At 71.5% G+C, this 20774-nt stretch carries 21 protein-coding genes and 1 pseudogene; 10 read left to right on the top strand and 12 right to left on the bottom strand.

What is annotated here, in order from left to right; translation table 11 throughout:
* Positions 1 to 131: 131 nt before the first annotated feature.
* The gene (locus tag PV682_RS02950) at positions 132 to 752 is read left to right on the top strand and encodes a TetR family transcriptional regulator (RefSeq protein WP_319723646.1); all 621 of its coding nucleotides are present in this window, start codon (positions 132 to 134) and stop codon (positions 750 to 752) included.
* Between the two features lie 4 nt (positions 753 to 756).
* Here the strand turns inward: PV682_RS02950 and def are convergent, their stop codons facing one another.
* The gene (gene def / locus PV682_RS02945; RefSeq protein WP_319723644.1) at positions 757 to 1293 is read right to left on the bottom strand and encodes a peptide deformylase; all 537 of its coding nucleotides are present in this window, start codon (positions 1291 to 1293) and stop codon (positions 757 to 759) included.
* A 155-nt stretch (positions 1294 to 1448) separates the two neighbouring features.
* On the opposite strand from def, the gene PV682_RS02940 reads away from it, so the two are divergent.
* The 5 genes from PV682_RS02940 (at position 1449) to PV682_RS02920 (ending at position 5915) form a co-directional block, all read left to right on the top strand.
* Positions 1449 to 2687 carry a Mur ligase family protein gene (locus PV682_RS02940; RefSeq protein WP_319723641.1) on the top strand — a complete coding sequence of 413 codons (1239 nt, stop codon included), beginning with the start codon at positions 1449 to 1451 and terminating at the stop codon, positions 2685 to 2687.
* Positions 2688 to 2700: 13 nt separating this feature from the next.
* A complete protein-coding gene (locus PV682_RS02935; protein WP_319723639.1) occupies positions 2701 to 3429 on the top strand; it encodes a type 1 glutamine amidotransferase in 729 nt (242 codons plus the stop codon).
* A gap of 192 nt (positions 3430 to 3621) precedes the next feature.
* On the top strand, positions 3622 to 4647 hold the full coding sequence (locus PV682_RS02930; RefSeq protein ID WP_319723637.1) for a 6-phosphofructokinase: 1026 nt from the start codon (positions 3622 to 3624) through the stop codon (positions 4645 to 4647).
* 84 nt (positions 4648 to 4731) lie between these two features.
* Complete coding sequence (locus PV682_RS02925; protein WP_319723633.1) at positions 4732 to 5682, top strand: cytochrome c oxidase assembly protein; 951 nt, start codon at positions 4732 to 4734, stop codon at positions 5680 to 5682.
* 62 nt (positions 5683 to 5744) lie between these two features.
* Positions 5745 to 5915 (top strand): hypothetical protein, encoded by a 171-nt coding sequence (locus PV682_RS02920; protein ID WP_010355491.1) that lies wholly within the window; start codon positions 5745 to 5747, stop codon positions 5913 to 5915.
* Positions 5916 to 5918: 3 nt separating this feature from the next.
* Here the strand turns inward: PV682_RS02920 and PV682_RS02915 are convergent, their stop codons facing one another.
* The 4 genes and pseudogenes from PV682_RS02915 to PV682_RS02900 form a co-directional block, all read right to left on the bottom strand.
* Positions 5919 to 7124 (bottom strand): sensor histidine kinase, encoded by a 1206-nt coding sequence (locus PV682_RS02915; RefSeq protein ID WP_059046264.1) that lies wholly within the window; start codon positions 7122 to 7124, stop codon positions 5919 to 5921.
* Positions 7125 to 7516: 392 nt separating this feature from the next.
* Positions 7517 to 9226: pseudogene (locus PV682_RS02910) on the bottom strand (sodium/solute symporter); the annotation flags it as partial.
* Between the two features lie 10 nt (positions 9227 to 9236).
* Positions 9237 to 9599, bottom strand: coding sequence for a hypothetical protein (locus PV682_RS02905; protein ID WP_319723628.1), 363 nt, complete (start codon positions 9597 to 9599; stop codon positions 9237 to 9239).
* Positions 9600 to 9640: 41 nt separating this feature from the next.
* Positions 9641 to 10393 (bottom strand): LytR/AlgR family response regulator transcription factor, encoded by a 753-nt coding sequence (locus PV682_RS02900; RefSeq protein ID WP_319723627.1) that lies wholly within the window; start codon positions 10391 to 10393, stop codon positions 9641 to 9643.
* Positions 10394 to 10645: 252 nt separating this feature from the next.
* Between PV682_RS02900 and PV682_RS02895 the strand changes: the two genes are divergently transcribed.
* The 4 genes from PV682_RS02895 to PV682_RS02880 all read left to right on the top strand — a co-directional run bounded on the left by PV682_RS02895 (position 10646) and on the right by PV682_RS02880 (position 14099).
* On the top strand, positions 10646 to 11134 hold the full coding sequence (locus PV682_RS02895; RefSeq protein WP_109362309.1) for an Lrp/AsnC family transcriptional regulator: 489 nt from the start codon (positions 10646 to 10648) through the stop codon (positions 11132 to 11134).
* Positions 11135 to 11249: 115 nt separating this feature from the next.
* Positions 11250 to 12059 (top strand): dimethylargininase, encoded by an 810-nt coding sequence (ddaH, locus tag PV682_RS02890; RefSeq protein WP_319723624.1) that lies wholly within the window; start codon positions 11250 to 11252, stop codon positions 12057 to 12059.
* Positions 12059 to 13276, top strand: coding sequence for an ornithine--oxo-acid transaminase (gene rocD / locus PV682_RS02885; protein ID WP_319723622.1), 1218 nt, complete (start codon positions 12059 to 12061; stop codon positions 13274 to 13276). Before ddaH ends, rocD begins: the two co-directional genes overlap by 1 nt.
* 109 nt (positions 13277 to 13385) lie before the next feature.
* Positions 13386 to 14099 carry a lysophospholipid acyltransferase family protein gene (locus tag PV682_RS02880; RefSeq protein WP_319723620.1) on the top strand — a complete coding sequence of 238 codons (714 nt, stop codon included), beginning with the start codon at positions 13386 to 13388 and terminating at the stop codon, positions 14097 to 14099.
* Between the two features lie 67 nt (positions 14100 to 14166).
* On the opposite strand, the gene PV682_RS02875 is transcribed toward PV682_RS02880, so the two are convergent.
* The 7 genes from PV682_RS02875 to PV682_RS02845 all read right to left on the bottom strand — a co-directional run bounded on the left by PV682_RS02875 (position 14167) and on the right by PV682_RS02845 (position 20677).
* Complete coding sequence (locus PV682_RS02875) at positions 14167 to 15765, bottom strand: alpha/beta hydrolase (RefSeq protein WP_319723618.1); 1599 nt, start codon at positions 15763 to 15765, stop codon at positions 14167 to 14169.
* A 135-nt stretch (positions 15766 to 15900) separates the two neighbouring features.
* Positions 15901 to 16659, bottom strand: a complete 759-nt coding sequence (locus PV682_RS02870; RefSeq protein WP_319723616.1) for an urease accessory protein UreD — start codon at positions 16657 to 16659, stop codon at positions 15901 to 15903.
* Positions 16647 to 17324: an urease accessory protein UreG gene (gene ureG / locus PV682_RS02865; protein WP_319723614.1), complete on the bottom strand. Its 678-nt coding sequence runs from the start codon at positions 17322 to 17324 to the stop codon at positions 16647 to 16649. The genes PV682_RS02870 and ureG overlap by 13 nt, the downstream gene beginning before the upstream one ends.
* A gap of 196 nt (positions 17325 to 17520) precedes the next feature.
* Entirely contained in the window at positions 17521 to 18183 is a 663-nt protein-coding gene (locus PV682_RS02860) for an urease accessory protein UreF (protein WP_319723612.1), read from the bottom strand.
* Positions 18184 to 18340: 157 nt separating this feature from the next.
* Positions 18341 to 20062, bottom strand: a complete 1722-nt coding sequence (locus PV682_RS02855; RefSeq protein ID WP_319723610.1) for an urease subunit alpha — start codon at positions 20060 to 20062, stop codon at positions 18341 to 18343.
* Positions 20055 to 20366, bottom strand: a complete 312-nt coding sequence (locus PV682_RS02850; protein WP_319723608.1) for an urease subunit beta — start codon at positions 20364 to 20366, stop codon at positions 20055 to 20057. Before PV682_RS02850 ends, PV682_RS02855 begins: the two co-directional genes overlap by 8 nt.
* A gap of 8 nt (positions 20367 to 20374) precedes the next feature.
* Positions 20375 to 20677 (bottom strand): urease subunit gamma, encoded by a 303-nt coding sequence (locus PV682_RS02845; protein ID WP_010355509.1) that lies wholly within the window; start codon positions 20675 to 20677, stop codon positions 20375 to 20377.
* Positions 20678 to 20774 lie beyond the last annotated feature (97 nt).

Genomic DNA, 20774 nt, shown 5'->3' with positions numbered 1-20774 from the left:
CTCCAGCGCGGCGGTGCACAATGCATGTTACTAGCGGTAACCCAAGTGTGTTACCCGTCAGTAGGAAAAGTCAACTCCGGACGCAGGTGTTAGTTTGCGCAGGCGTGACCGAAACACCACAGGGGAGCGAAATGGACACCACACAGCGGACCGACCAGCAGAGGTCTGCTGACCGTCGTCGGCGCGAACTGCTGGAGGCGGCGGACCGCGTGGTGCTGCGGGACGGGCCGCAGGCTTCGATGAACGCGATCGCCGCGGAGGCGGGCATCACCAAGCCGATCCTGTATCGCCACTTCGGGGACAAGGGCGGACTCTACGCCGCGCTCGCCATGCGGCACACGGACGCGCTGCTGGCGTCGCTGCGGGCCGCGCTGGACGCCCCGGCGGAGCGCCGTGAGCGCGTCGAGGCGACCCTCGACACGTACCTCGCGGCGATCGAGACCCGGCCCCAGGTGTACCGGTTCCTGATGCACCCGGCGGAAGGGGACGTCGGCCGGCACTCCGCTCCCCTGCTGAAGCGGATGGGCGAGGAACTGGCCCAGGTCATCGAGGAGCGGCTCGATCTGGGACCGGGTGGCCAGCAGGTGGCCCGGGTGTGGGGTCATGGGATCGTCGGGATGATGCACGCGGCCGGGGACTGGTGGCTGGGGGAACGGCCTTGCGAGCGGGCCGAGTTGGTGCGGTGCCTGGCGGATCTGCTGTGGGGGAGGCTGGCGGCGGCCGGGGACCGGATCGGGGGGCCGGGGTTCTAGGACTTCAGTTCCAGGGGGCCTTGTCCACCTGTTTCATGAGTTTCCTGTGGCGTCGGCCGTCCAGCCGGTCCGCGTACGTCTTCCCCTCCAAGTGGTCCATCTCATGCTGGAGGCACCGCGCGAAGAAGCCCGTGCCCTCCACCCTGATCCGGTCCCCCGTCACCGTGCAGCCCTCGATGACCGTTTCGTCGTAGCGCTCCGTCCCTGCCTCCAGGCCCGGTAGGGACAGGCAGCCTTCCGGGCCCCGGACAACCACCCCGTCGACGCCGATCAGACGGGGGTTGACGATGTGGCCGACATGGCGGACCTCCTCGTCGTCGGGGCAGTCGTACACGAAAACCCGGAGGGGTTCGCCCAGTTGGTTGGCCGCGAGGCCCACGCCCTGGGCCGCGTACATCGTCGCGAACATGTCCTCGACGAGGGCCGCCAGCTCGGGGGTGAAGGCGGGGACCTCCGCGCAGGGCGTGTGGAGGGACGGGGCGCCGTGCAAAGTGATCGGGCGGACTCGGCCGCGGGTGCCCGGGATGGAGCGGTGTGGCATGGCCGTAAGGGTACGGTCCTTTGTGACACGCGCATGTCGAACGGCCGTGAGACGGTGCCGGGATTCGGGAGTGCGAATGGATCTCGATAGGCTGGCCGCACACCACGTTGTCGTCAGGCAGAGGCGCGGCGCGTACGAAGGAGGATCGAGGACTGATGGCAGGCAACTCGGACCCGCTCACGCCGCGGGCCAAGATCGCCGTGACCGCGGGCAAAGCGGTCGCCGCGGCATCGCGAGCCGCGGGCCGCGGCAGCGGTTCGGTCATCGGCGGCAAGGTCGCCCTGAAACTCGACCCCGACCTCCTCGCCCGGCTCGCCCAGAACCTGGACGTCGTCCTCGTCTCGGCCACCAACGGCAAGACCACCACGACCCGGCTGATCGCCGAGGCGCTGCGCGCGGCGGGCCCGGTCGTCTCCAACGCGCTCGGCGCGAACATGCCGGCCGGCATCACCTCGGCGCTCGCGGGCGGTTCGGACGCGCGCTACGGCGTGATCGAGGTCGACGAGAAGTACCTCGCCGGGGTCGCGAGAGACACCGACCCGAAGTGCATCGCGCTGCTGAACCTCTCCCGTGACCAGCTCGACCGCGCCGCCGAGACCCGCATGATGGCGGAGGCGTGGCGCGAGGGGCTGAGCGGCTCGAAGGCGGTCGTCGTCGCCAACGCGGACGACCCGCTGGTGGTGTGGGCCGCGTCGTCCTCGCACAACGTGATCTGGGTCGCCGCCGGGCAGATGTGGAAGGACGACGCCTGGTCCTGCCCGTCCTGCGGCGGCGTCCTCCAGTGGCCCGGCGACGACTGGTACTGCGCGGAGTGCGGTTTCCGCCGCCCGCAGCCGAGTTGGGCGCTGTCCGGTGACCACGTCATCGACCCGCACGGCTCCGCCTGGCCGATCCACCTCCAGCTCCCGGGCCGCGCGAACAAGGCCAACGCCGCGTCCTCGGCCGCCGTCGCCGCCGTGTTCGGGGTGCCGCCGCAGGTCGCCCTGGAACGCATGTACCAGGTGCAGGCGGTCGCCGGGCGCTACGACGTCGTCCAGTTCCAGGGCCGGGATCTGCGGCTGCTGCTGGCGAAGAACCCGGCGGGCTGGCTGGAGACGTTCAGCCTGATCGATCCCGCACCCGCGCCGGTGATCCTGTCGGTGAACGCGCGCGGCGCGGACGGCACGGACACGTCCTGGCTGTGGGACGTCGACTACACGCGGCTGACCGGGCACCCGATCTGTGTCATCGGCGACCGCAAGCTCGACCTCGCCGTCCGGCTCGAAGTGGCGAACCAGCACTTCCAGGTGTTCGACTCGGCCGACCAGGCGGTGGCGGCGTGCCCGCCCGGCCGGATCGAGGTCATCGCCAACTACACCGCGTTCCAGGATCTGCGCCGCCGCGTCGGCAACTGAGGGGATTCAGCCAGTGAGCGACAACCAACTGCGGGTCGTCTGGGTCTACCCGGACCTGCTGAGCACGTACGGCGACCAGGGCAACGTCCTGGTCGTCGAGCGGCGGGCGCGGCAGCGCGGTCTGGACGTGGCGCGGCTCGACGTCCGCAGCGACCAGCCGATCCCGACGTCCGGCGACATCTACCTGATCGGCGGCGGCGAGGACCGTCCGCAGCGGCTCGCGGCGGAGCGGCTGATCCGCGACGGGCACCTGTACCAGGCGGTGAACAACGGGGCGATCGTGTTCGCGGTGTGCGCCGGGTACCAGATCCTGGGCCACGAGTTCGTCAACGACCAGGGCCAGCGCCAGCCTGGCCTCGGGCTGCTCGACGTCACCACGGTGCGCGGCGAGGGCGAGCGGTGCGTCGGTGACGTCCTCGCGGACATCGACCCCCGGCTCGGGCTGCCGCAGCTCACCGGGTTCGAGAACCACCAGGGCGTCACGCACCTCGGGCCGACGGCGCGGCCGTTCGCCCGCGTCCAGATGGGCAAGGGCAACGGCACGGGCGACGGCACGGAGGGCGCGTACAACGACACCGTGTTCGGGACGTACATGCACGGTCCCGTCCTCGCGCGCAACCCGCTGATCGGTGACCTGTTGCTGAAACTCGCACTCGACGTGAACGCGCTGCCGCCGTGCGACGACCGGTGGTACGAGGCGCTGCGCAATGAGCGGATCACCGCCGCCCAGCAGCCCGCGTGACCTGTGTGTTCACCCGCTTTTCGGGGCACCGTCAACAGCCCGTCTGACGGTGCCCCCGCGCAGGTGAGCGGGTACGTCCAGCAGACGGACGCACCCTTCGGATCGACCCCTTCCTGACGCTAGGGTGTGCGGGAATCGTGCCGGACGACGTGGTCCGGTCCCCGGCCCACGTGAAGAAGGTTGTTGCGGGCTATGCGCATTGGTGTCCTCACGTCCGGCGGCGACTGCCCCGGCCTGAACGCCGTCATCCGGTCCGTCGTGCACCGTGCCGTCGTCGACCACGGCGACGAGGTCATCGGTTTCCGGGACGGCTGGAAGGGCCTCCTGGAGTGCGACTACCTCAAGCTCGACCTCGACGCGGTCGCGGGCATCCTCGCGCGCGGCGGCACGATCCTCGGCTCCTCCCGGGTCCAGCCCTCCCATCTGCGCGACGGCGTGGAGCGCGCCAAGGGGCACGTCGAGGAGCTCGGCCTCGACGCGATCATCCCCATCGGCGGTGAGGGCACCCTCAAGGCGGCGCGGCTCATGTCCGACGCCGGGCTGCCCGTCGTCGGCGTGCCGAAGACCATCGACAACGACATCGCCGTCACGGACGTCACGTTCGGCTTCGACACGGCCGTGGGGGTCGCCACCGAGGCGCTCGACCGGCTCAAGACCACCGCCGAGTCCCATCAGCGCGTCCTCGTCGTCGAGGTCATGGGGCGGCACACCGGGTGGATAGCTCTCCACTCCGGGATGGCGGCCGGCGCGCACGCCGTCGTCGTCCCCGAGCGTCCCTTCGACATCGACGAGCTGACCCGGCGCGTCGGCGAACGGTTCGAGGCGGGCAAGCGGTTCGCGATCGTCGTCGCCGCGGAGGGGGCCAAGCCGAAGGCCGGGACCATGGCCTTCGACGAGGGCGGCAAGGACGTCTACGGCCACGAGCGGTTCGCCGGGATCGCCCGGCAGCTGTCCATCGAGCTGGAGGCGCGGCTCGGCAAGGAGGCGCGGCCCGTCATCCTCGGCCACGTCCAGCGGGGCGGCACCCCGACCGCCTACGACCGGGTCCTCGCGACCCGCTTCGGCTGGCACGCCGTGGAGGCCGTCCACCGGGGCGAGTTCGGCAAGATGACCGCGCTGCGGGGGACGGACATCGAGATGGTGTCGCTCGCGGACGCCGTCGAGACGCTGAAGACGGTGCCGGAGCAGCGGTACGAGGAAGCGGAGTGCGTGCTCTGAGGTAGGTGCCCCCGGTGGAGGCCGCCGCCGGGGGCAGTCCTACTCTTGTGGGGGCATATCCCCCACTATCTTGGAGCCGCTCTTATGGATCACAGCGGGCACGGCATGACCATGGATCTGCCGCCGTTCACGCTGGGGCGGGGGTTGGAGTGGTCCGCTGATCCCTTTTTCCTGATCTCCTGCATTGCGGCCCTCGCGCTTTACGGCTGGGGGGTGGTGAAACTCCGGCGGCGCGGTGACTCCTGGTCCTGGCCGCGCACCCTTTCCTTCGTGCTCGGGATTCTCACCGTCGCGCTCGTGATGTGCACGAAGCTCAACGACTACGGCATGGTCATGTTCAGCGTGCACATGGTGCAGCACATGGTGATCAGCATGGTCTCGCCGATCCTCGTGCTGCTCGGGGCGCCGATGACGCTGGCGCTGCGGGCGCTGCCGGTCGCGGGGAAGGGCCGCAAGGGGCCGCGTGAGCTGCTGCTCGCCCTGCTGCACAGCCGGTACATGAAGGTCATCACGCATGCCGCGTTCACGATCCCGCTGTTCATCGCGAGCCTTTACGCGCTGTATTTCACGCCGTTGTTCGACACGCTGATGGGGTCGAAGGCGGGGCACCTCGGAATGATGGTGCACTTCTTCGCGGTGGGCGTGGTGTTCTTCTGGCCCATCATCGGGGTGGACCCGGGCCCGAACCGGCCGGGATATCTGATGCGGATGCTGGAGCTTTTCGCGGGAATGCCGTTCCACGCGTTCTTCGGTATCGCGTTGATGATGGCGTCGGAGCCGATGGTGAAGACGTTCGAGCACCCGCCGGCCTCCCTCGGTATCGACGCCCTGTCGGACCAGAGCGCGGCGGGCGGCATCGCGTGGGCGTTCAGCGAGGTCCCCTCGGTGATCGTCCTGATCGCCCTGCTCTTCCAGTGGTACGGCTCCGAGCAGCGCCAGGCCAAGCGCCAGGACCGCGCGGCCGACCGGGACGGCGACAAGGAGCTGGAGGCGTACAACGCCTATCTCGCGTCCCTGAACTCACGCACACGCTGATCTCAGGGCACCATGGGACGTGGACACGCCCAGCGGAGGGCGGCCCTGAGGAGGGTGTCGCGATGGCCGGTTCCACGGACAGCTCCACCAAGACCATGGGGGTGGTCACCGTCGGCGGACTCGTCGCGGTGACGGCCTACACGGTCGCGCTCGGCAGCAACGGCTGGCTGTGGTTCGGCTGGGTCGTGCTGGGGCTGATAACACTGGCGTTGATCGTCATGCGCCAGCCCTGAGGTTCACTGCGGTGCCAGCCGGGCGGCCGGGTGGACGCCCGGCTGGTACTTCGGGAGGCGTGCGGTGATCTTCATGCCGGCGCCGGGGGCCGTCTCGATGACGAGGCCGTAGTCGTCGCCGTACACCTGGCGGAGCCGGTCGTCGACGTTGGACAGGCCGATGCCGCCCGAGGGGCTGACGTCGCCCGCGAGGATGCGGCGCAGCAGCTCCGGGTCCATGCCGGCGCCGTCGTCCTCGATGACGACCGTCGCCTCGGCGCCGGTGTCCTGCGCGGTGATCCTGATGTGGCACTTGTCGGCCTTGCCTTCGAGGCCGTGCTTGACGGCGTTCTCGACGAGGGGTTGCAGGCACAGGAACGGCAGGGTGACCGGGAGGACCTCCGGGGCGATCTGGAGGGTGACGGCGAGGCGGTCGCCGAAGCGGGCCCGCACCAGCGCCAAGTAGTGGTCTATGGCGTGGAGTTCGTCCGCGAGGGTGGTGAAGTCGCCGCGCCGGCGGAACGAGTAGCGCGTGAAGTCCGCGAACTCCAGGAGCAGTTCCCGCGCCCGCTCCGGGTCGGTCCGCACGAACGAGGCGATCACCGCGAGGGAGTTGAAGATGAAGTGCGGCGAGATCTGCGCGCGCAGCACCTTGATCTCCGCCTCGATCAGCCGGGTACGGGAGTCGTCGAGATCGGCGAGTTCGAGCTGTACGGAGACCCAGCGCGCGACCTCGGCAGCCGCCCGGACGAGGACGGCGGACTCGCGCGGCGCGCACGCGACCAGCGCCCCGTGCACCCGCTCGTCCACGGTCAGCGGCGCGACGACCGCCCACCGCACGGGACAGTCCGGCACCTCGCACACCAGCCGGAACGCCTCGCCCCGCCCGGTCTCCAGCGCCCCCGACAGCCGCCCCATGATCTCGGCCCGGTGATGCGCCCCGACCCCGTCCCAGGCGAGCACGTTCTTCTCGTCGGTCAGACACAGGGCATCGGTCCCGAGCAGAGTCCGCAGCCGACGCGCCGACTTCCGCGCCGAGTCCTCCGTGAGCCCCGCCCGCAGCGCGGGGGCCGCGAGAGACGCCGTGTGCAGGGTCTGGAACGTGGCGTGCTCGACGGGGGTACCAAGCCCCCCGAGCGACTCAGGCCGCGCAGTGCGCCGCCCCAGCCAGAAACCAGCGGCGAGCAGGGGAAGCGCGGCAACGAGCAGCCCCGCGAGAAACCCGCTCATGAGCCGGACTCCGGGGCCGGAAGAACGGACCGCTCACCGGAGGCCGGCCACTCCTGCCGGGCGGGCCGCTCGTCGGGGGACGGCGGTGCGGACTGGTACGGAACCCGGTCCTCCTGCGCCGGTCCCTCCTCGGCGGGCCGTCTCTCCCCCGCCGACGGGCGGGACTGCGGTGGGACGCGGTCACGCGGCGCCCCGGCGTACGGCTCCACCGCCCCGGCGTAGGGCTCCACCGCCCTGGCCTCGCGCCCCGCGCGCCCGGGGTCGAATGGTCGCGCGGTGTCCCGAGCCGCCCACGCACCGGTCTCCGGCACCACCTCCCCGCCACCCGGCAGACGCCCCACACCCCCCTCGGTCTCCCCCGCCCCCGTCTCGTACCCGGCCGCCCCCGGCAGGGCCCGGCCCTCCCCCACCAACTCCTCCGGCAGGTGGAAGCGGGCCAGGATGGCTGCTGTGCCTGGTGGGACCCGGCCGGGGGTCGCCAGGGAGATGAGGGTCATGGTGAGGAAGCCGAGGGGGACGGACCACAGGGCGGGCCAGGCGAGGAGGGCGTGGAGGGTGCCGGTGACGGGGAGGCCCGCCATGGTCGTGGCGACCGCGACGAACGCCGAGCCGCCGCCGACCAGCATTCCAGCCGCCGCGCCCGGAGGGGTCAGGCGGCGCCACCAGATGCCGAGGACCAGCAGGGGGCAGAACGAGGACGCGGAGACGGCGAAGGCGAGGCCGACCGCGTCCGCGACCGGGAGGCCGCCGACGAGGAGGCTCGCGGCGAGGGGCGCCGCCATCGCCAGGGCCGTACCCAGCCGGAAGTGGCGTACGCCGCGCGTCGGGAGGACGTCCTGGGTGAGGACGCCCGCGACGGCCATCGTGAGGCCGGACGCCGTGGAGAGGAACGCGGCGAACGCGCCGCCCGCGACGAACGCGCCGAGGAGGTCGCCGCCGAGGCCGCCGATGATGCGGTCGGGCAGGAGCAGGACGGCCGCGTCGGCGTCGCCGGTGAGGGCGAGTTCGGGGGCGTAGAGGCGGCCGAGGGCGCCGTACAGCGGGGGCAGGAGGTAGAACGCGCCGATGAGGGCCAGGACGGCGACCGTGGTGCGGCGGGCGGCGACGCCGTGGGGGCTGGTGTAGAAGCGGACGACGACGTGCGGCAGGCCCATCGTGCCGAGGAACGTGGCGAGGATCAGGCCGTACGTCGCGTACAGGGGGCGTTCCTCGCGGCCCGCCGCCAGGGACGTCGACATGCCGCCGGTGGCGCCGCGGTCGGCGGTGGGGACGTCCGCGCCCCGCGGGAAGGCCAGTCGCGTGCCGCGCTCCACGCGGTGGGTGCCCATCGGCAGGCTCACCTCCGTGCCGGAGTACCGGCGGCCGTCCACTCTTCCGGTCACCTTCACGGTCAGGGGGCTCGCGAGGTTCAGATCGAGGGTGGCGTCGACGCGTACGGACCGCTGTTCACGGAAGGCCGCGGGCTCGTCGAAGGCTTGTTTCGGACCCCCGTCGCCGTGCCAGGCCAGGGCCAGGAAGATCGCGGGGACGAGGAGGGCGGTGAGTTTCAGCCAGTACTGGAAGGCCTGGACGAAGGTGATGCTGCGCATGCCGCCCGCCGCGACGGTCGCGGTGACGACGACGGCGACGATGACCCCGCCGAGCCAGCCTGGCGCGCCGGTCAGCACTGTCAGGGTGAGCCCGGCGCCCTGGAGCTGGGGCAGCAGGTACAGCCAGCCGACGCCGACGACGAACGTCCCGGCGAGCCGCCGTACCGTCCGGGACGCGAGGCGCGCCTCCGCGAAGTCGGGGAGCGTGTAGGCGCCGGAGCGGCGCAGCGGGGCGGCGACGAAGAGGAGCAGGACGAGGTAGCCGGCGGTGTAGCCGACCGGGTACCAGAGCATGTCGGGGCCCTGGACGAGGACGAGTCCGGCGATGCCGAGGAAGGACGCGGCGGACAGGTACTCGCCGCTGATCGCGGCGGCGTTCAGGCGGGGGCCGACGGTGCGGGAGGCGACGTAGAAGTCGGAGGTCGTACGCGATATCCGCAGGCCGAACGCGCCGACGAGGACGGTCGCGACGACGACGAGCGCGACGGCGGGGATGGCGTACGAGGAGTTCACGGGGCCTCGTTCACTTGTCTTCGACCAGGCGTACGAAGTCCCGTTCGTTGCGTTCGGCGCGGCGGACGTACCAGCGGGCCAGCAGGACGAGCGGGAGGTACAGGCAGAACCCGAGGACCAGCCAGGTCATGCGGCGGGCGCCCGGCATCGACGCGAACAGCAGGGGCAGGGGGCCGACGAGGAGGGCGAGGACCGCGAACACGGTGAGCGCGGCGCGCAGCTGGGAGCGCATGAGGGAGCGGACGTAGGTGTGGCCGAGGGTGGTCTGTTCGTCGATCTCGGTGCGCGGGCGGTAGGCGCCGGAGGGGCGCCGGGTGCGGCGGGGCGGTCCGGTCACGGTGACGCGGCGCTCGGCGGGGTCCTGGTTGGGCACCTTTCAGAGTCTCCTCGTCGACGGCGGGCCGTGGCGTGTCTTCACGTTCTCCTCATCAGCAGGTCCCGCAGCTCACGCGCGTGCCTGCGGCTGACCTGGAGCTCCTCGCTGCCGACGAGGACGCTCACCGTACCGGCGTCCAGGCGCAGTTCGCGTATGTGGCGCAGGGCGACCAGGTGGCGGCGGTGGATGCGGACGAAGCCGCGGGCGCGCCAGCGCTCCTCCAGGGTGGACAGGGGGATGCGGACGAGGTGGCTGCCCTGGCCGGTGTGCAGGCGGGCGTAGTCGCCCTGGGCCTCGACGTGGGTGATGTCGTCGACGGACACGAAGCGGGTGACGCCGCCGAGTTCGACGGGCAGGTGGTCGGGGTCGGGTTCGTGGACGGGGATGTGCGGGGCGGTCGTGCCACGCAGCTCGGCGACCCGGCGTACGGCTTCGGCGAGGCGCTCCTTGCGGACCGGCTTCAGGACGTAGTCGACGGCCTTGAGGTCGAACGCCTGGACGGCGAAGTCCTCGTGGGCGGTGACGAACACGATCAGCGGGGGCCGGGCGAAGCCGGTGAGGAGCCGGGCGAGGTCGAGTCCGTCGAGCCCGGGCATCTGGATGTCCAGGAACACGACGTCGATGGCCTCGGGTCCGCCGGGCCCCGACTCCAGGGCCCGGTTGATGCGGCGCAGCGCCTCGGTCGCGTCGCCGGCGCCCTCGACGCTGCCTATGCGCGGGTCGGCGTTGAGCAGGTAGAGCAGCTCCTCCAGGGAGGGGCGTTCGTCGTCGACGGCGAGGGCGCGCAGCATGAATGGGGAGTGTAGGCCCTGTCGCCAGATTTGCACCGTCCGCCCGGAGGGCGGGCCGGGCGGCGCCTGGTGCGTGCAGCTGCAAGGCGGAGGAGGGCGTCGACGCGGAGCGTCGGCAACCGACGACAACGCCGCAGATGCGCGTGCCAGGCGCCGCCCGGCAGGTGGAAATCTGGCGACAGGGCCTGCGGGGGGAACGGGCGTTGTGCACATGTACGGGGCTGGGCGGTATCCGCTGGATACAGTGCCCGCATGAACTCTGGCGACGATCTCGACCGGAAGATCATCACGGCGCTGATGGCGAACGCGCGGTCCAGTTTCGCCGAGATCGGGGCGGCGATCGGGCTGTCGGCGACGGCGGTGAAGCGGCGGGTGGACCGGCTGCGGGAGGCCGGGGTGATCACGGGGTTCACGGCGACGGTGCAGCCGGCGGCGCTGGGGTGGCGTACGGAGGCGTACGTGGAGGTGTACTGCGAGGGCGCCGCGCCGCCGAGGCGGCTCGCGGAGGTCGTGCGCAACCATCCGGAGATCACCGCGGCGATGACGGTGACCGGCGGGGCGGACGCGCTGCTGCATGTGCGGGCGCGGGACGTGGAGCACTTCGAGGAGGTGCTGGAGCGGATCAGGACCGAGCCGTTCATCCGGAAGACGATCAGCGTGATGGTGCTGTCCCACCTGCTGCCGGAGGCGCCGGAGGCGGGCGCCACCCACCCCGCACCGGACGTGCGTGAAGGGGCCTGAACACGCAGCGATCGTGCGTCGACACGCAACGTCGGTTGCTTGTCGCTCGTACCGGTGAGTTCCTACCGTTGATCACATCCCGTAGGTTTCACTGGAAAAGCGGAGGAACCTCTCTGTGTCCGACTCCCGTGTGCCGCGCCTCCGGCGGTTCCTCGTCTGCGAACCCCGGCATTTCGCCGTGCAGTACGCGATCAATCCCTGGATGCATCCCGACAAGCCCGTGGACGTCGACCTCGCGCGGGAGCAGTGGCAGTCGCTGATCCGCGCGTACCGCGCCCACGGCCACACCGTCGACACCGTGGAGCCCGCGCCCGGGCTGCCCGACATGGTGTTCGCGGCGAACTCGGCGGTCGTCGTGGACGGCCGGGTCCTCGGCGCCCTGTTCCACTCGCCCGAGCGGCGCCCCGAGTCCGTCCACTACGACACCTGGTTCAAGAGCGCCGGGTACGACGTACGGCGTCCGGAGCACGTCGTCGAGGGCGAGGGCGACCTCGTCTGGACCGGCCGTTACCTGCTCGCCGGGACGGGGTTCCGTACGACGCGGGAGGCGCACCACGAGGCGCAGGAGTTCTTCGGGCGGCCGGTGATCGCGCTGACGCTGACCGACCCGTACTTCTACCACCTGGACACCGCGCTGTTCGTCCTCGACGAGGACAACATCGCGTACTTCCCGGAGGCGTTCTCGCCGGGCAGCCGCGAGGTCCTCGCCGCGCTGTACCCGGACGCGGTCCTCGCCACCCGCGACGACGCGCTCGCCTTCGGCCTCAACTCCGTCTCCGACGGCCGCAACGTCTTCATCGCCCCGCGCGCCGAGGCGCTCGCCGCCCGGCTCGCCGACCACGGCTACGTCCCCGTCCCCGTCGACCTCTCCGAGTTCCACAAGGCCGGCGGTGGCATCAAGTGCTGCACCCAGGAGATCCGCTGATGACGATCATGTCCGAGACGCGTACCTCTGCCGAGCTGATCAGCGCCGAGGAGCCGGTCCTGGCGCACAACTACCACCCCCTGCCGGTCGTCGTCGCCCGCGCGGAGGGCGCCTGGGTCGAGGACGTCGACGGCCGCCGCCACCTCGACCTGCTCGCCGGCTACTCGGCCCTCAACTTCGGCCACCGGCACCCGGCGCTGGTCGAGGCGGCCCACCGCCAGCTCGACCGGCTGACGCTGACCTCCCGCGCCTTCCACAACGACCGCCTCGCCGAGTTCGCCGGTCGGCTGACCGCGCTCACCGGCTACGACATGATGCTGCCGATGAACACGGGCGCGGAGGCCGTGGAGAGCGGCATCAAGCTCGCCCGCAAGTGGGCGTACGACGTGAAGGGCGTCCCCGCCGACCGGGCCACCATCGTGGTCGCCGCCGACAACTTCCACGGCCGGACGACGACGATCGTCAGCTTCTCCACGGACGAGACCGCCCGCAGCGGCTTCGGGCCCTTCACGCCGGGGTTCCGAATCGTGCCGTACAACGACCTCGCGGCGCTGGAGGCGGCGATCGACGAGACGACGGCGGCGGTGCTGATCGAACCCATCCAGGGCGAGGCCGGGGTCCTGATCCCCGACGCCGGATACCTGTCCGGCGTACGGGAGGTGACCCGCCGCGCCGGGTGTCTCTTCATCGCCGACGAGATCCAGTCGGGGCTGGGGCGGACCGGGCACACCCTTGCCGTCCAGCACGAAGGGGTCGTGCCCGACGCAGTGCTGCTGGGCAAGGCGCTGGGCGGCGGGATCGTGCCGGTCTCGGCGGTCGTGGGGCGCCGCGAGGTCCTGGGCGTCCTGCACCCCGGCGAGCACGGCTCCACGTTCGGCGGCAACCCGCTGGCGGCGGCGGTCGGCACGGCTGTGATCGACCTGCTGGAGACGGGCGAGTTCCAGCGCCGGGCGACGGAGCTGGGGGCGGTCCTGCGCGAAGGGCTCACCGGCCTGGTGGGCCACGGAGTCGTCTCCTTCCGCGCGCGGGGCCTCTGGGCGGGCGTCGACGTGGACCCGGCGCTCGGCACCGGCCGGGACATCAGCGAACGCCTCATGCGGGAGGGCGTGTTGGTGAAGGACACGCACGGCTCGACGATCCGCGTCGCGCCGCCGCTGTGCATCACGGAGGAGGAACTGCGGTCGGCGATCGGGGTGTTGGGGAGGGTGTTGGGCTGACCCTGCGGGGAACGTGCCGGGTCCGTTCCCGTGCGTTCCCCGGCCGCCTACACTGAGCCCACTTCATGTACCGGCTGACCTGCCGGAACGTCGGAGCGAGGAGCGGGCCTTGTTCTATCAGTTGTTGAAGCACGTTTTGCTGGGCCCGTTGTTGAGGGTGCTGTTCCGGCCGAGGATCGAGGGGCTGGAGAACGTGCCGGAGGACGGGGCGGCGATCGTCGCCGGGAATCATCTGTCGTTCTCCGACCACTTCCTGATGCCGGCCGTCATCAAGCGGCGGATCACCTTCCTCGCCAAGGCCGAGTACTTCACCGGGCCCGGCGTGCGGGGGCGGCTGACCGCCGCGTTCTTCCGCAGCGCGGGGCAGATCCCGGTGGACCGGTCCGGGAAGGACGCCGGGCAGGCCGCCATCCGGGAAGGGCTCGGGGTGCTGAGCAAGGGGGAGTTGCTCGGGATCTATCCCGAGGGGACCCGGTCGCACGACGGGAAGCTGTACAAGGGCAAGGTGGGGGTCGCCGTGATGGCGCTGACCGCCGGGGTGCCCGTCGTGCCGTGCGCGATGATCGGGACGTTCGAGGCGCAGCCGCCGGGGCAGCGGTTCCCGAGTCTGCACCCGGTGACGATCCGGTTCGGGAAGCCGCTCGACTTCTCGCGGTACGCCGGGATGGAGAACGAGAAGGCGATCCTGCGGGCGATCACGGACGAGATCATGTACGCGATCCTCAAGCTGTCGGGTCAGGAGTACGTCGACCAGTACGCGGCCGTCGCGAAGGCCCAGACATCAGCACAGACGCAGAAGTTCCCCCGGCTGCCGCTGAGTTGACGTAGCGAAGCCGAGTCGGCGTCGAGAAGGGGACGGCCCCGGCGGAGGCCGTCCCCATGCGTGACGCTTACGGCTTCGGCGTCGCGTGCGGTCCGCAGACCACGTCGGCGGCGTCGAGCGTCCCGCGCAGGAGGTACGCGTCGACCCGCTGGTTGACGCACGGGTTGACGAGGGCGGTCACGCCGTGGGAGCCCGCGTTCTTCTCGGTGATGAGGCGGGAGCCCTTGAGGCGCTGGTGGAGGGAGACGGCGCCGGAGTACGGGGTGGCGGCGTCACGCTCGGACTGCACGATGAGGGTCTGCGGCAGGCCCCGGTTCGTCCGAACCTCGACCGGCGTCTGCTGCTTGGTCGGCCAGGTCGCGCACGGCAGGTTCAGCCAGGCGTTGGCCCACGTCATGAACGGGTGGTCCTTGTGGAGGCGGGTGTTGTCCCGGTCCCACTTCTTCCAGGACGTCGGCCACTTGGCGTCCGCGCACTCGACGGCCGTGTAGACGGCGGTGCCGTTCTCCGCGGTGGCGTTGCCCGCCGTGTCGGAGAGGTCGGGCGCTGCGGCGTCGATGACGGCCTGGACGTCCCCGGCGGCGTACTTGCTGAGGACGGTCGCGGTGGAGACCCACGCCGAGTCGTAGTACGGGGCGCTCTGGAAGAACCCGATCAGCTCGGCCGGTCCGACGACCCCGCCGAGGGGCGCCTTCTTCGCGGCGGCCCGCAGCTTCAGCCACTGCGCCTGGACCTGGTCGCGCGTGGTGCCGAGGTGGAACGCGGCGTCGTTGGCGGCGACCCAGTCCTGCCAGTCCTTCCAGCGCGTCTCGAAGGCGACGTCCTGGTCCAGGTTGGCCTGGTACCAGATCTTCTCCCGGGACGGGTCGACGACGCTGTCGAAGACCATGCGGCGCACGTGCGTCGGGAACAGGGTGCTGTAGACGGCGCCGAGGTAGGTGCCGTAGGAGGCGCCGAGGAAGTTGAGCTTCTTCTCGCCGAGCGCGGCGCGGATGACGTCGAGGTCGCGCGCGGAGTTCGGGGTCGTCATGTGCGGCAGCATCTCGCCGCTGCGCTCGGCGCACCCCTCGGCGTACTCGCGGGCCAGCTTGCGCTGGGCGCGCTTGTCGGCCTCGGAGTCGGGCACCGGGTCCATCTTCGGCGCCTTCACGTACTCCTGCGGGTCGATGCAGGAGATCGGCGCGGACTTGCCGACGCCGCGCGGGTCGAAGCCCACGAAGTCGTACGCCTTGGCCGTGTTGACCCACACCGGGGCCTTGGTGGTGACGCGGCGCGGGAAGCGCAGGCCGGAGGCGCCGGGGCCGCCGGGGTTGTAGATGAGGGCGCCCTGGCGCTCCTCGGGGGTCCCGGTGTTGGCGATGCGGTCGACGGCGAGCTTGATCTGCTTGCCGTACGGCTTCGCGTAGTCGAGCGGGACGCTCACGTAGCCGCAGGTGATCGGCTTCTCCAGGCCCCAGCCCGCGGGGCAGTCCTGCCAGTCGATGCCGGCCTTCGCGGCCCGCGCTGCGGCGATCGCGACGCCGACGGTCTCACGGCCCTGGCCGTGGCCGTAGCCGCTCCCGCCGGTGGCGCTCGCGGTGGGGGCGGCGACGGCCCCGGCTATCAGGGTCGCCGTGACGAGCACTCCGGCAGAACCCAGCGCGGCGGTTCTTCTGTGGGGTCTCAAATGCGGTCTCCCTGTACGAAGTAGACGTGTCGGTACGGGAGGGATCCTGTCTGTTGTGCGTTTCTTGTGAACAGCCCCGGCACTCGTTCTTTGCCAATCCGATAAGCGGATGACAACGTCCGTTCGCCGGATCTCTCACCCCAGTCGGGCGAGCGCCTCGTCCAGCACACACCGCAGCACACGCCCGTCGGCCGCGAGCGCGGTCACCAGAGCTGCGGGACCGCTCAGCGGTACGACGGTGGCGGCACCGTCCGCGAGCACCCGCACCGGCGCCGGGCTGTCCGTGAACTCCGGGCGCACGACGAGGAGTTGACCGACGGCACGGTGGCCGCCGAGGACGGCGGGGCCGTCCCAGCCGCCGGGCGCGCCCGGGCCGCACGCCAACTCCTGGTCCAGGACGGTGCGTTCACCTGTGGTGAGGGTCAACCGGCTGGTGAGCCGCCCGGGTTCCTCACCGGCACGGCCCAGCACCTGTTCCTCGCGGTACACGAGCCGGGCACCGGGGGCGGCGTCGATGCGCGTCGTGACGTACAGGTCGCTGCCGTTCGCGGAGATCAACGGCTCGGGGAACCAGTGGAGTTCGGCGTCCTCGGCGACCTTCAGGCGCACGTCGTAGCGCGCCTCGCCCTTGTGCTGGCCCGGCAGCGCGATCGTCGCGGCGGCGGAGCCGACGGTCAGGCGGGCGCCGGGGGCGACGTCCGCCTCGACGCGGAAGCGGTCGCCGCCGAGGGGGCCGCTCATCGCACCGACGAGCAACGCCCTTGCCTCGCCGGGGTGGTGGCCCCGGGTGCGGCGCAACGCCAGGGGACCGTCGCTCTCCAGGACGGGCAGGACGGTTCCCCCTCTGCCGTCCGGCGTGGCCCGCAGGCGGGCGGTCGCCCTTACGCCGTCCACGCGCGCACCTGCGCCCGCACCCAGGCGGCGACCTCCGCGACGCCCGCCTCGCTCCTCAACGACTGGAAGGCCACCGGGAGTTCGGCGCGCTGCGCCTTCGCGTCGGCCGCCATCCTCGCGAGGTCGGAGCCGACGTACGGGGCGAGGTCGGTCTTGTTGACGACGAGCAGGTCGGCGGTGGTGACACCCGGGCCGCCCTTGCGGGGGATGTCGTCCCCGCCGGCCACGTCGATGACGAAGATCTGCGCGTCGACGAGGCCCTTCGAGAAGGTCGCGGTGAGGTTGTCGCCGCCGGACTCCACGAGGATCAGGTCGAGGGGGCCGACCGTGTCCTCCAGGTCCTCCACCGCTTCGAGATTGGCGGAAATGTCGTCCCTGATCGCCGTGTGCGGGCACGCGCCGGTCTCCACGGCCGCGATCCGCTCCGGCGGCAACACGGCTTCCCTGAGCAGGAATTCGGCGTCCTCGCGGGTGTAGATGTCGTTCGTGACGACGGCGAGGCTGAGTTCCTCGCGCAGGTCCCGGCAGAGGGCGGCGACGGTGGCGGTCTTGCCGGAGCCCACGGGGCCGCCGAGGCCGATGCGGAGCGCTCGGCGGGTGCCGTCGGGGCGGTGCGCGTCCGCGCTGGGCGCTGCCGCGTGGGAGTGGGGGTGATCGAGGTGCATGGGGTGGCTCCGGGGGGTCGGGGGGAGGGGGTGGGGGAGTCGCGTAGTTCCCGGGTGCGGGTCCGCTGTGGCTGGTCGCGCCCGCGCGGCGGTAGCCGCAGATTGATACAGCTCCGCGCCCCTTGGGTGGGTGGGGCTGAATGTGTTTTGGTGTGTGCGGGTTCGTTGTGGGCGTGCTGCGCCGTCCCGTCCGGCTTCACGACGCGAACAGCCTTCCCCGTCGCTCCGCGTGCGCCTCCGCACCCAGTTCCAGCAACGGTGCCGAAGCGGCGGGCAGTTCCGGTGGGGTCGACGTTCCCGCCGTCACCGCCGTGTCCACGACTCGGTCCATCTCCGGCGCCAGGCGCGCCAGAACGCCGGTCGCCTGGAAGGGGTCGAGGCTCAGGAGGCGGACCACGGCTGTCGCCGGGCCGCTGACGCTCTCGTACACCGAGCAGTACGCGGCGTCCCGGGGGCCAAGACCGGCAGCGCGTGCCGTCACCCCCAGCACCACAGGCTGGTGCGCCCCTTTGGGGAACTCCCGCGCCAGCGCGTCGAGTTCGGGGCTCGGCCAGGTCGCCCGCGCGGCCCGCGTCAACTGCCGCCCCAGCTTGCGGGCGGCAACCCGCAACGCCGGTGAGGGAGTTCGCGCGTCCGCCGCCGCGTCCAGCCACACCGGGTCGGCACCGGCAGCGGCGGCCGAGGCCAACGCCGCCGACACGAGCCCCGCCGTATGGAGCCGCCCCCGGCAGAACGCCTCCAGGCTCTCGACTCCGGTGATCCGCCCGGCCCGCACCGCCTCCTCGGCCCCACCGGAGTGCGCGTGCGCCCCGGCGGGAAAACGCCCGTCGGCGAGGACGAGCAACGCCGCGCCGGACATCAGGAGCCCGCCATCGCGGAACCCACCGACTCCGAGCCCAACGGCTCCGAGCCTGCCAGCTCAGGACCCGCCAACTCAGGACCCGCCATCCCGGAACCTCGCTCTCTCGGAGCCCGCCGTCTCACCGTCTCGTCCTCCCAGCCCTCTCCCAGCCCCGTCAGAACAGGAAGTACCGCTGCGCCATGGGCAGTTCCGCGGCCGGTGTCGCCTCCACCAGCTCCCCGTCGATGTGGACGGCGAAGCTGTCGGGGTCGACGCGGACGTCGGGGCGGGCGGCGTTCTCGCGCATGTCCGCCTTCGTGACGCCGCGGGTGGAGTCGATGGCGACGAACCGCTTGCCGAGCTGGAGGCGTTCGGGGAGGCCGTCGTCGATGGCCAGCTGGGCGACGAAGTTGACGGAGTTGGCGGCGGGGGCGCGGCCGATGGCGCCGTACATGGGGCGGGGCAGGATCGGCTGGGGCGTCGGGATGGACGCGTTGGCGTCGCCCATCTGTGCGTAGGCGATCTGCCCGCCCTTGACGACGAGTTGGGGCTTCACGCCGAAGAACGCCGGGTCCCACAGCACGAGGTCGGCCAGCTTGCCCGTCTCGACGGAACCCACCTCGCGGGAGAGGCCCTGCGCGATGGCCGGGTTGATCGTGTACTTGGCGACGTACCGCCGTACCCGGTGGTTGTCGGCGCGCCCGTCGCCCGGCAGGGAACCCCGGCGCCGCTTCATCACGTGCGCCGTCTGCCAGGTACGCAGGACGACCTCGCCGACCCGGCCCATGGCCTGCGCGTCGGAGGAGATGATCGAGATCGCGCCGAGGTCGTGGAGGATGTCCTCCGCGCCGATGGTGGACGGCCGGATGCGGGACTCGGCGAAGGCGAGGTCCTCGGGGACGGCCGGGTTGAGGTGGTGGCAGACCATCAGCATGTCGAGGTGTTCCTCGGCGGTGTTGACGGTGTAGGGCCGGGTCGGGTTGGTGGACGAGGGCAGGACGTTCGGCTGGGAGACGACCGTCATGATGTCGGGCGCGTGCCCGCCCCCCGCGCCCTCGGTGTGGTACGCGTGGATGCCGCGCCCCCCGATCGCGGCGAGGGTGTCGGCGACGAACCCGGCCTCGTTCAGCGTGTCGGTGTGGATGGCGACCTGGATGCCGGTCTGCTCGGCGACGGTGAGGGACGCGTCGATGACGGCCGGGGTGGACCCCCAGTCCTCGTGGAGCTTCAGCCCGAGCGCACCGCCGCGGATCTGGGAGAGCATCGCGTCGTGCGAGACGGTGTTGCCCTTGCCGAGGAACCCGATGTTGAGCGGGTACTGCTCCATCGCTTCCAGCATCCGCGCGAGGTGCCAGGGCCCGGGCGTGACGGTCGTCGCCTTGGACCCCTCCGCGGGCCCGGTGCCGCCGCCGACGAGGGTGGTGACGCCGGACGCGAGCGCCTCGTCGGCGATCTGCGGGCAGATGAAGTGGACGTGCGCGTCGATCGCGCCGGCCGTGACGATCCGCCCGTTGCCCGCGATGACCTCGGTCTCGGGCCCGATGACGAGGTCGGGGTGGACGCCGTCCATGGTGTCGGGGTTGCCCGCCTTGCCGATGCCGGTGATCCGCCCGTCGCGGATGCCGATGTCGGCCTTGACGATCCCCCAGTGGTCGACGATGACCGCGCCCGTGATGACGGTGTCCGGCGTGCCGTCTGCGCGCGTAGCACGCGCCTGCCCCATGGACTCGCGGATGACCTTGCCGCCCCCGAACACGGCCTCGTCGCCGGCGAGCCCCGGACCACCCGAGCGGTCCTCCTCGATCTCGATCAGCAGGTCGGTGTCCGCGAGGCGGATGCGGTCGCCGGTCGTCGGGCCGAACAGGTCGGCGTACGCGGCGCGCGAGATCTCAGGCATCGAGGGCCCCTCCGGTCTCCCCGCGCAGCCCCGGCACGATCCGGGCGCCGGCCAGCGGGACGAGTTCGACGTCGACGGGGATCCCCGGTTCGAAGCGTACGGCCGTCCCGGCGGCGACGTTGAGCCGCTTGCCGCGCGCCGCCGGACGGTCGAACTCCAGGCCGGGGTTGGCCTCCGCGAAGTGGTAGTGGGAGCCGACCTGCACGGGGCGGTCGGCGGCGTTGAGGACGGTCAGCCGGGTGACCTCGCGGCCCGCGTTGTACACGATCGGGCCGTCCTCGAACAGGATCTCTCCGGGAATCATCGGCGGCCTCAGACGATCGGGTCGTGGACGGTGACGAGCTTCGTGCCGTCCGGGAAGGTCGCCTCGACCTGGACGTCGTGGATCATCTCCGGGATGCCCTCCATGACGTCGTCCCTGGTCAGCAACTTCCGCCCGGAGGCCATGAGTTCGGCGACGGTACGGCCGTCGCGCGCGCCTTCGAGGATGTGCGAGGTGATCAGCGCGACCGCCTCGGGGTGGTTGAGCTTGAGGCCGCGCGCGCGGCGCTTCTCGGCGACGTCGGCCGCCACATGGATCAGCAGCCTCTCCTGCTCGTGCGGGGTCAGTTGCACGTCCCACCTCACCTCCTCACGCCGGACCGTGCGGGGTCCGGCTGCCGCTGCCACGGGAAAAGCCCTGGTGGCGTGATCGGAGGCTAGTTGCGGCTCG

This window comes from Streptomyces niveiscabiei, from assembly GCF_033794345.1.
Classification (GTDB): domain Bacteria; phylum Actinomycetota; class Actinomycetes; order Streptomycetales; family Streptomycetaceae; genus Streptomyces; species Streptomyces niveiscabiei.
This window is presented reverse-complemented; position numbering and strand designations above follow the sequence as displayed.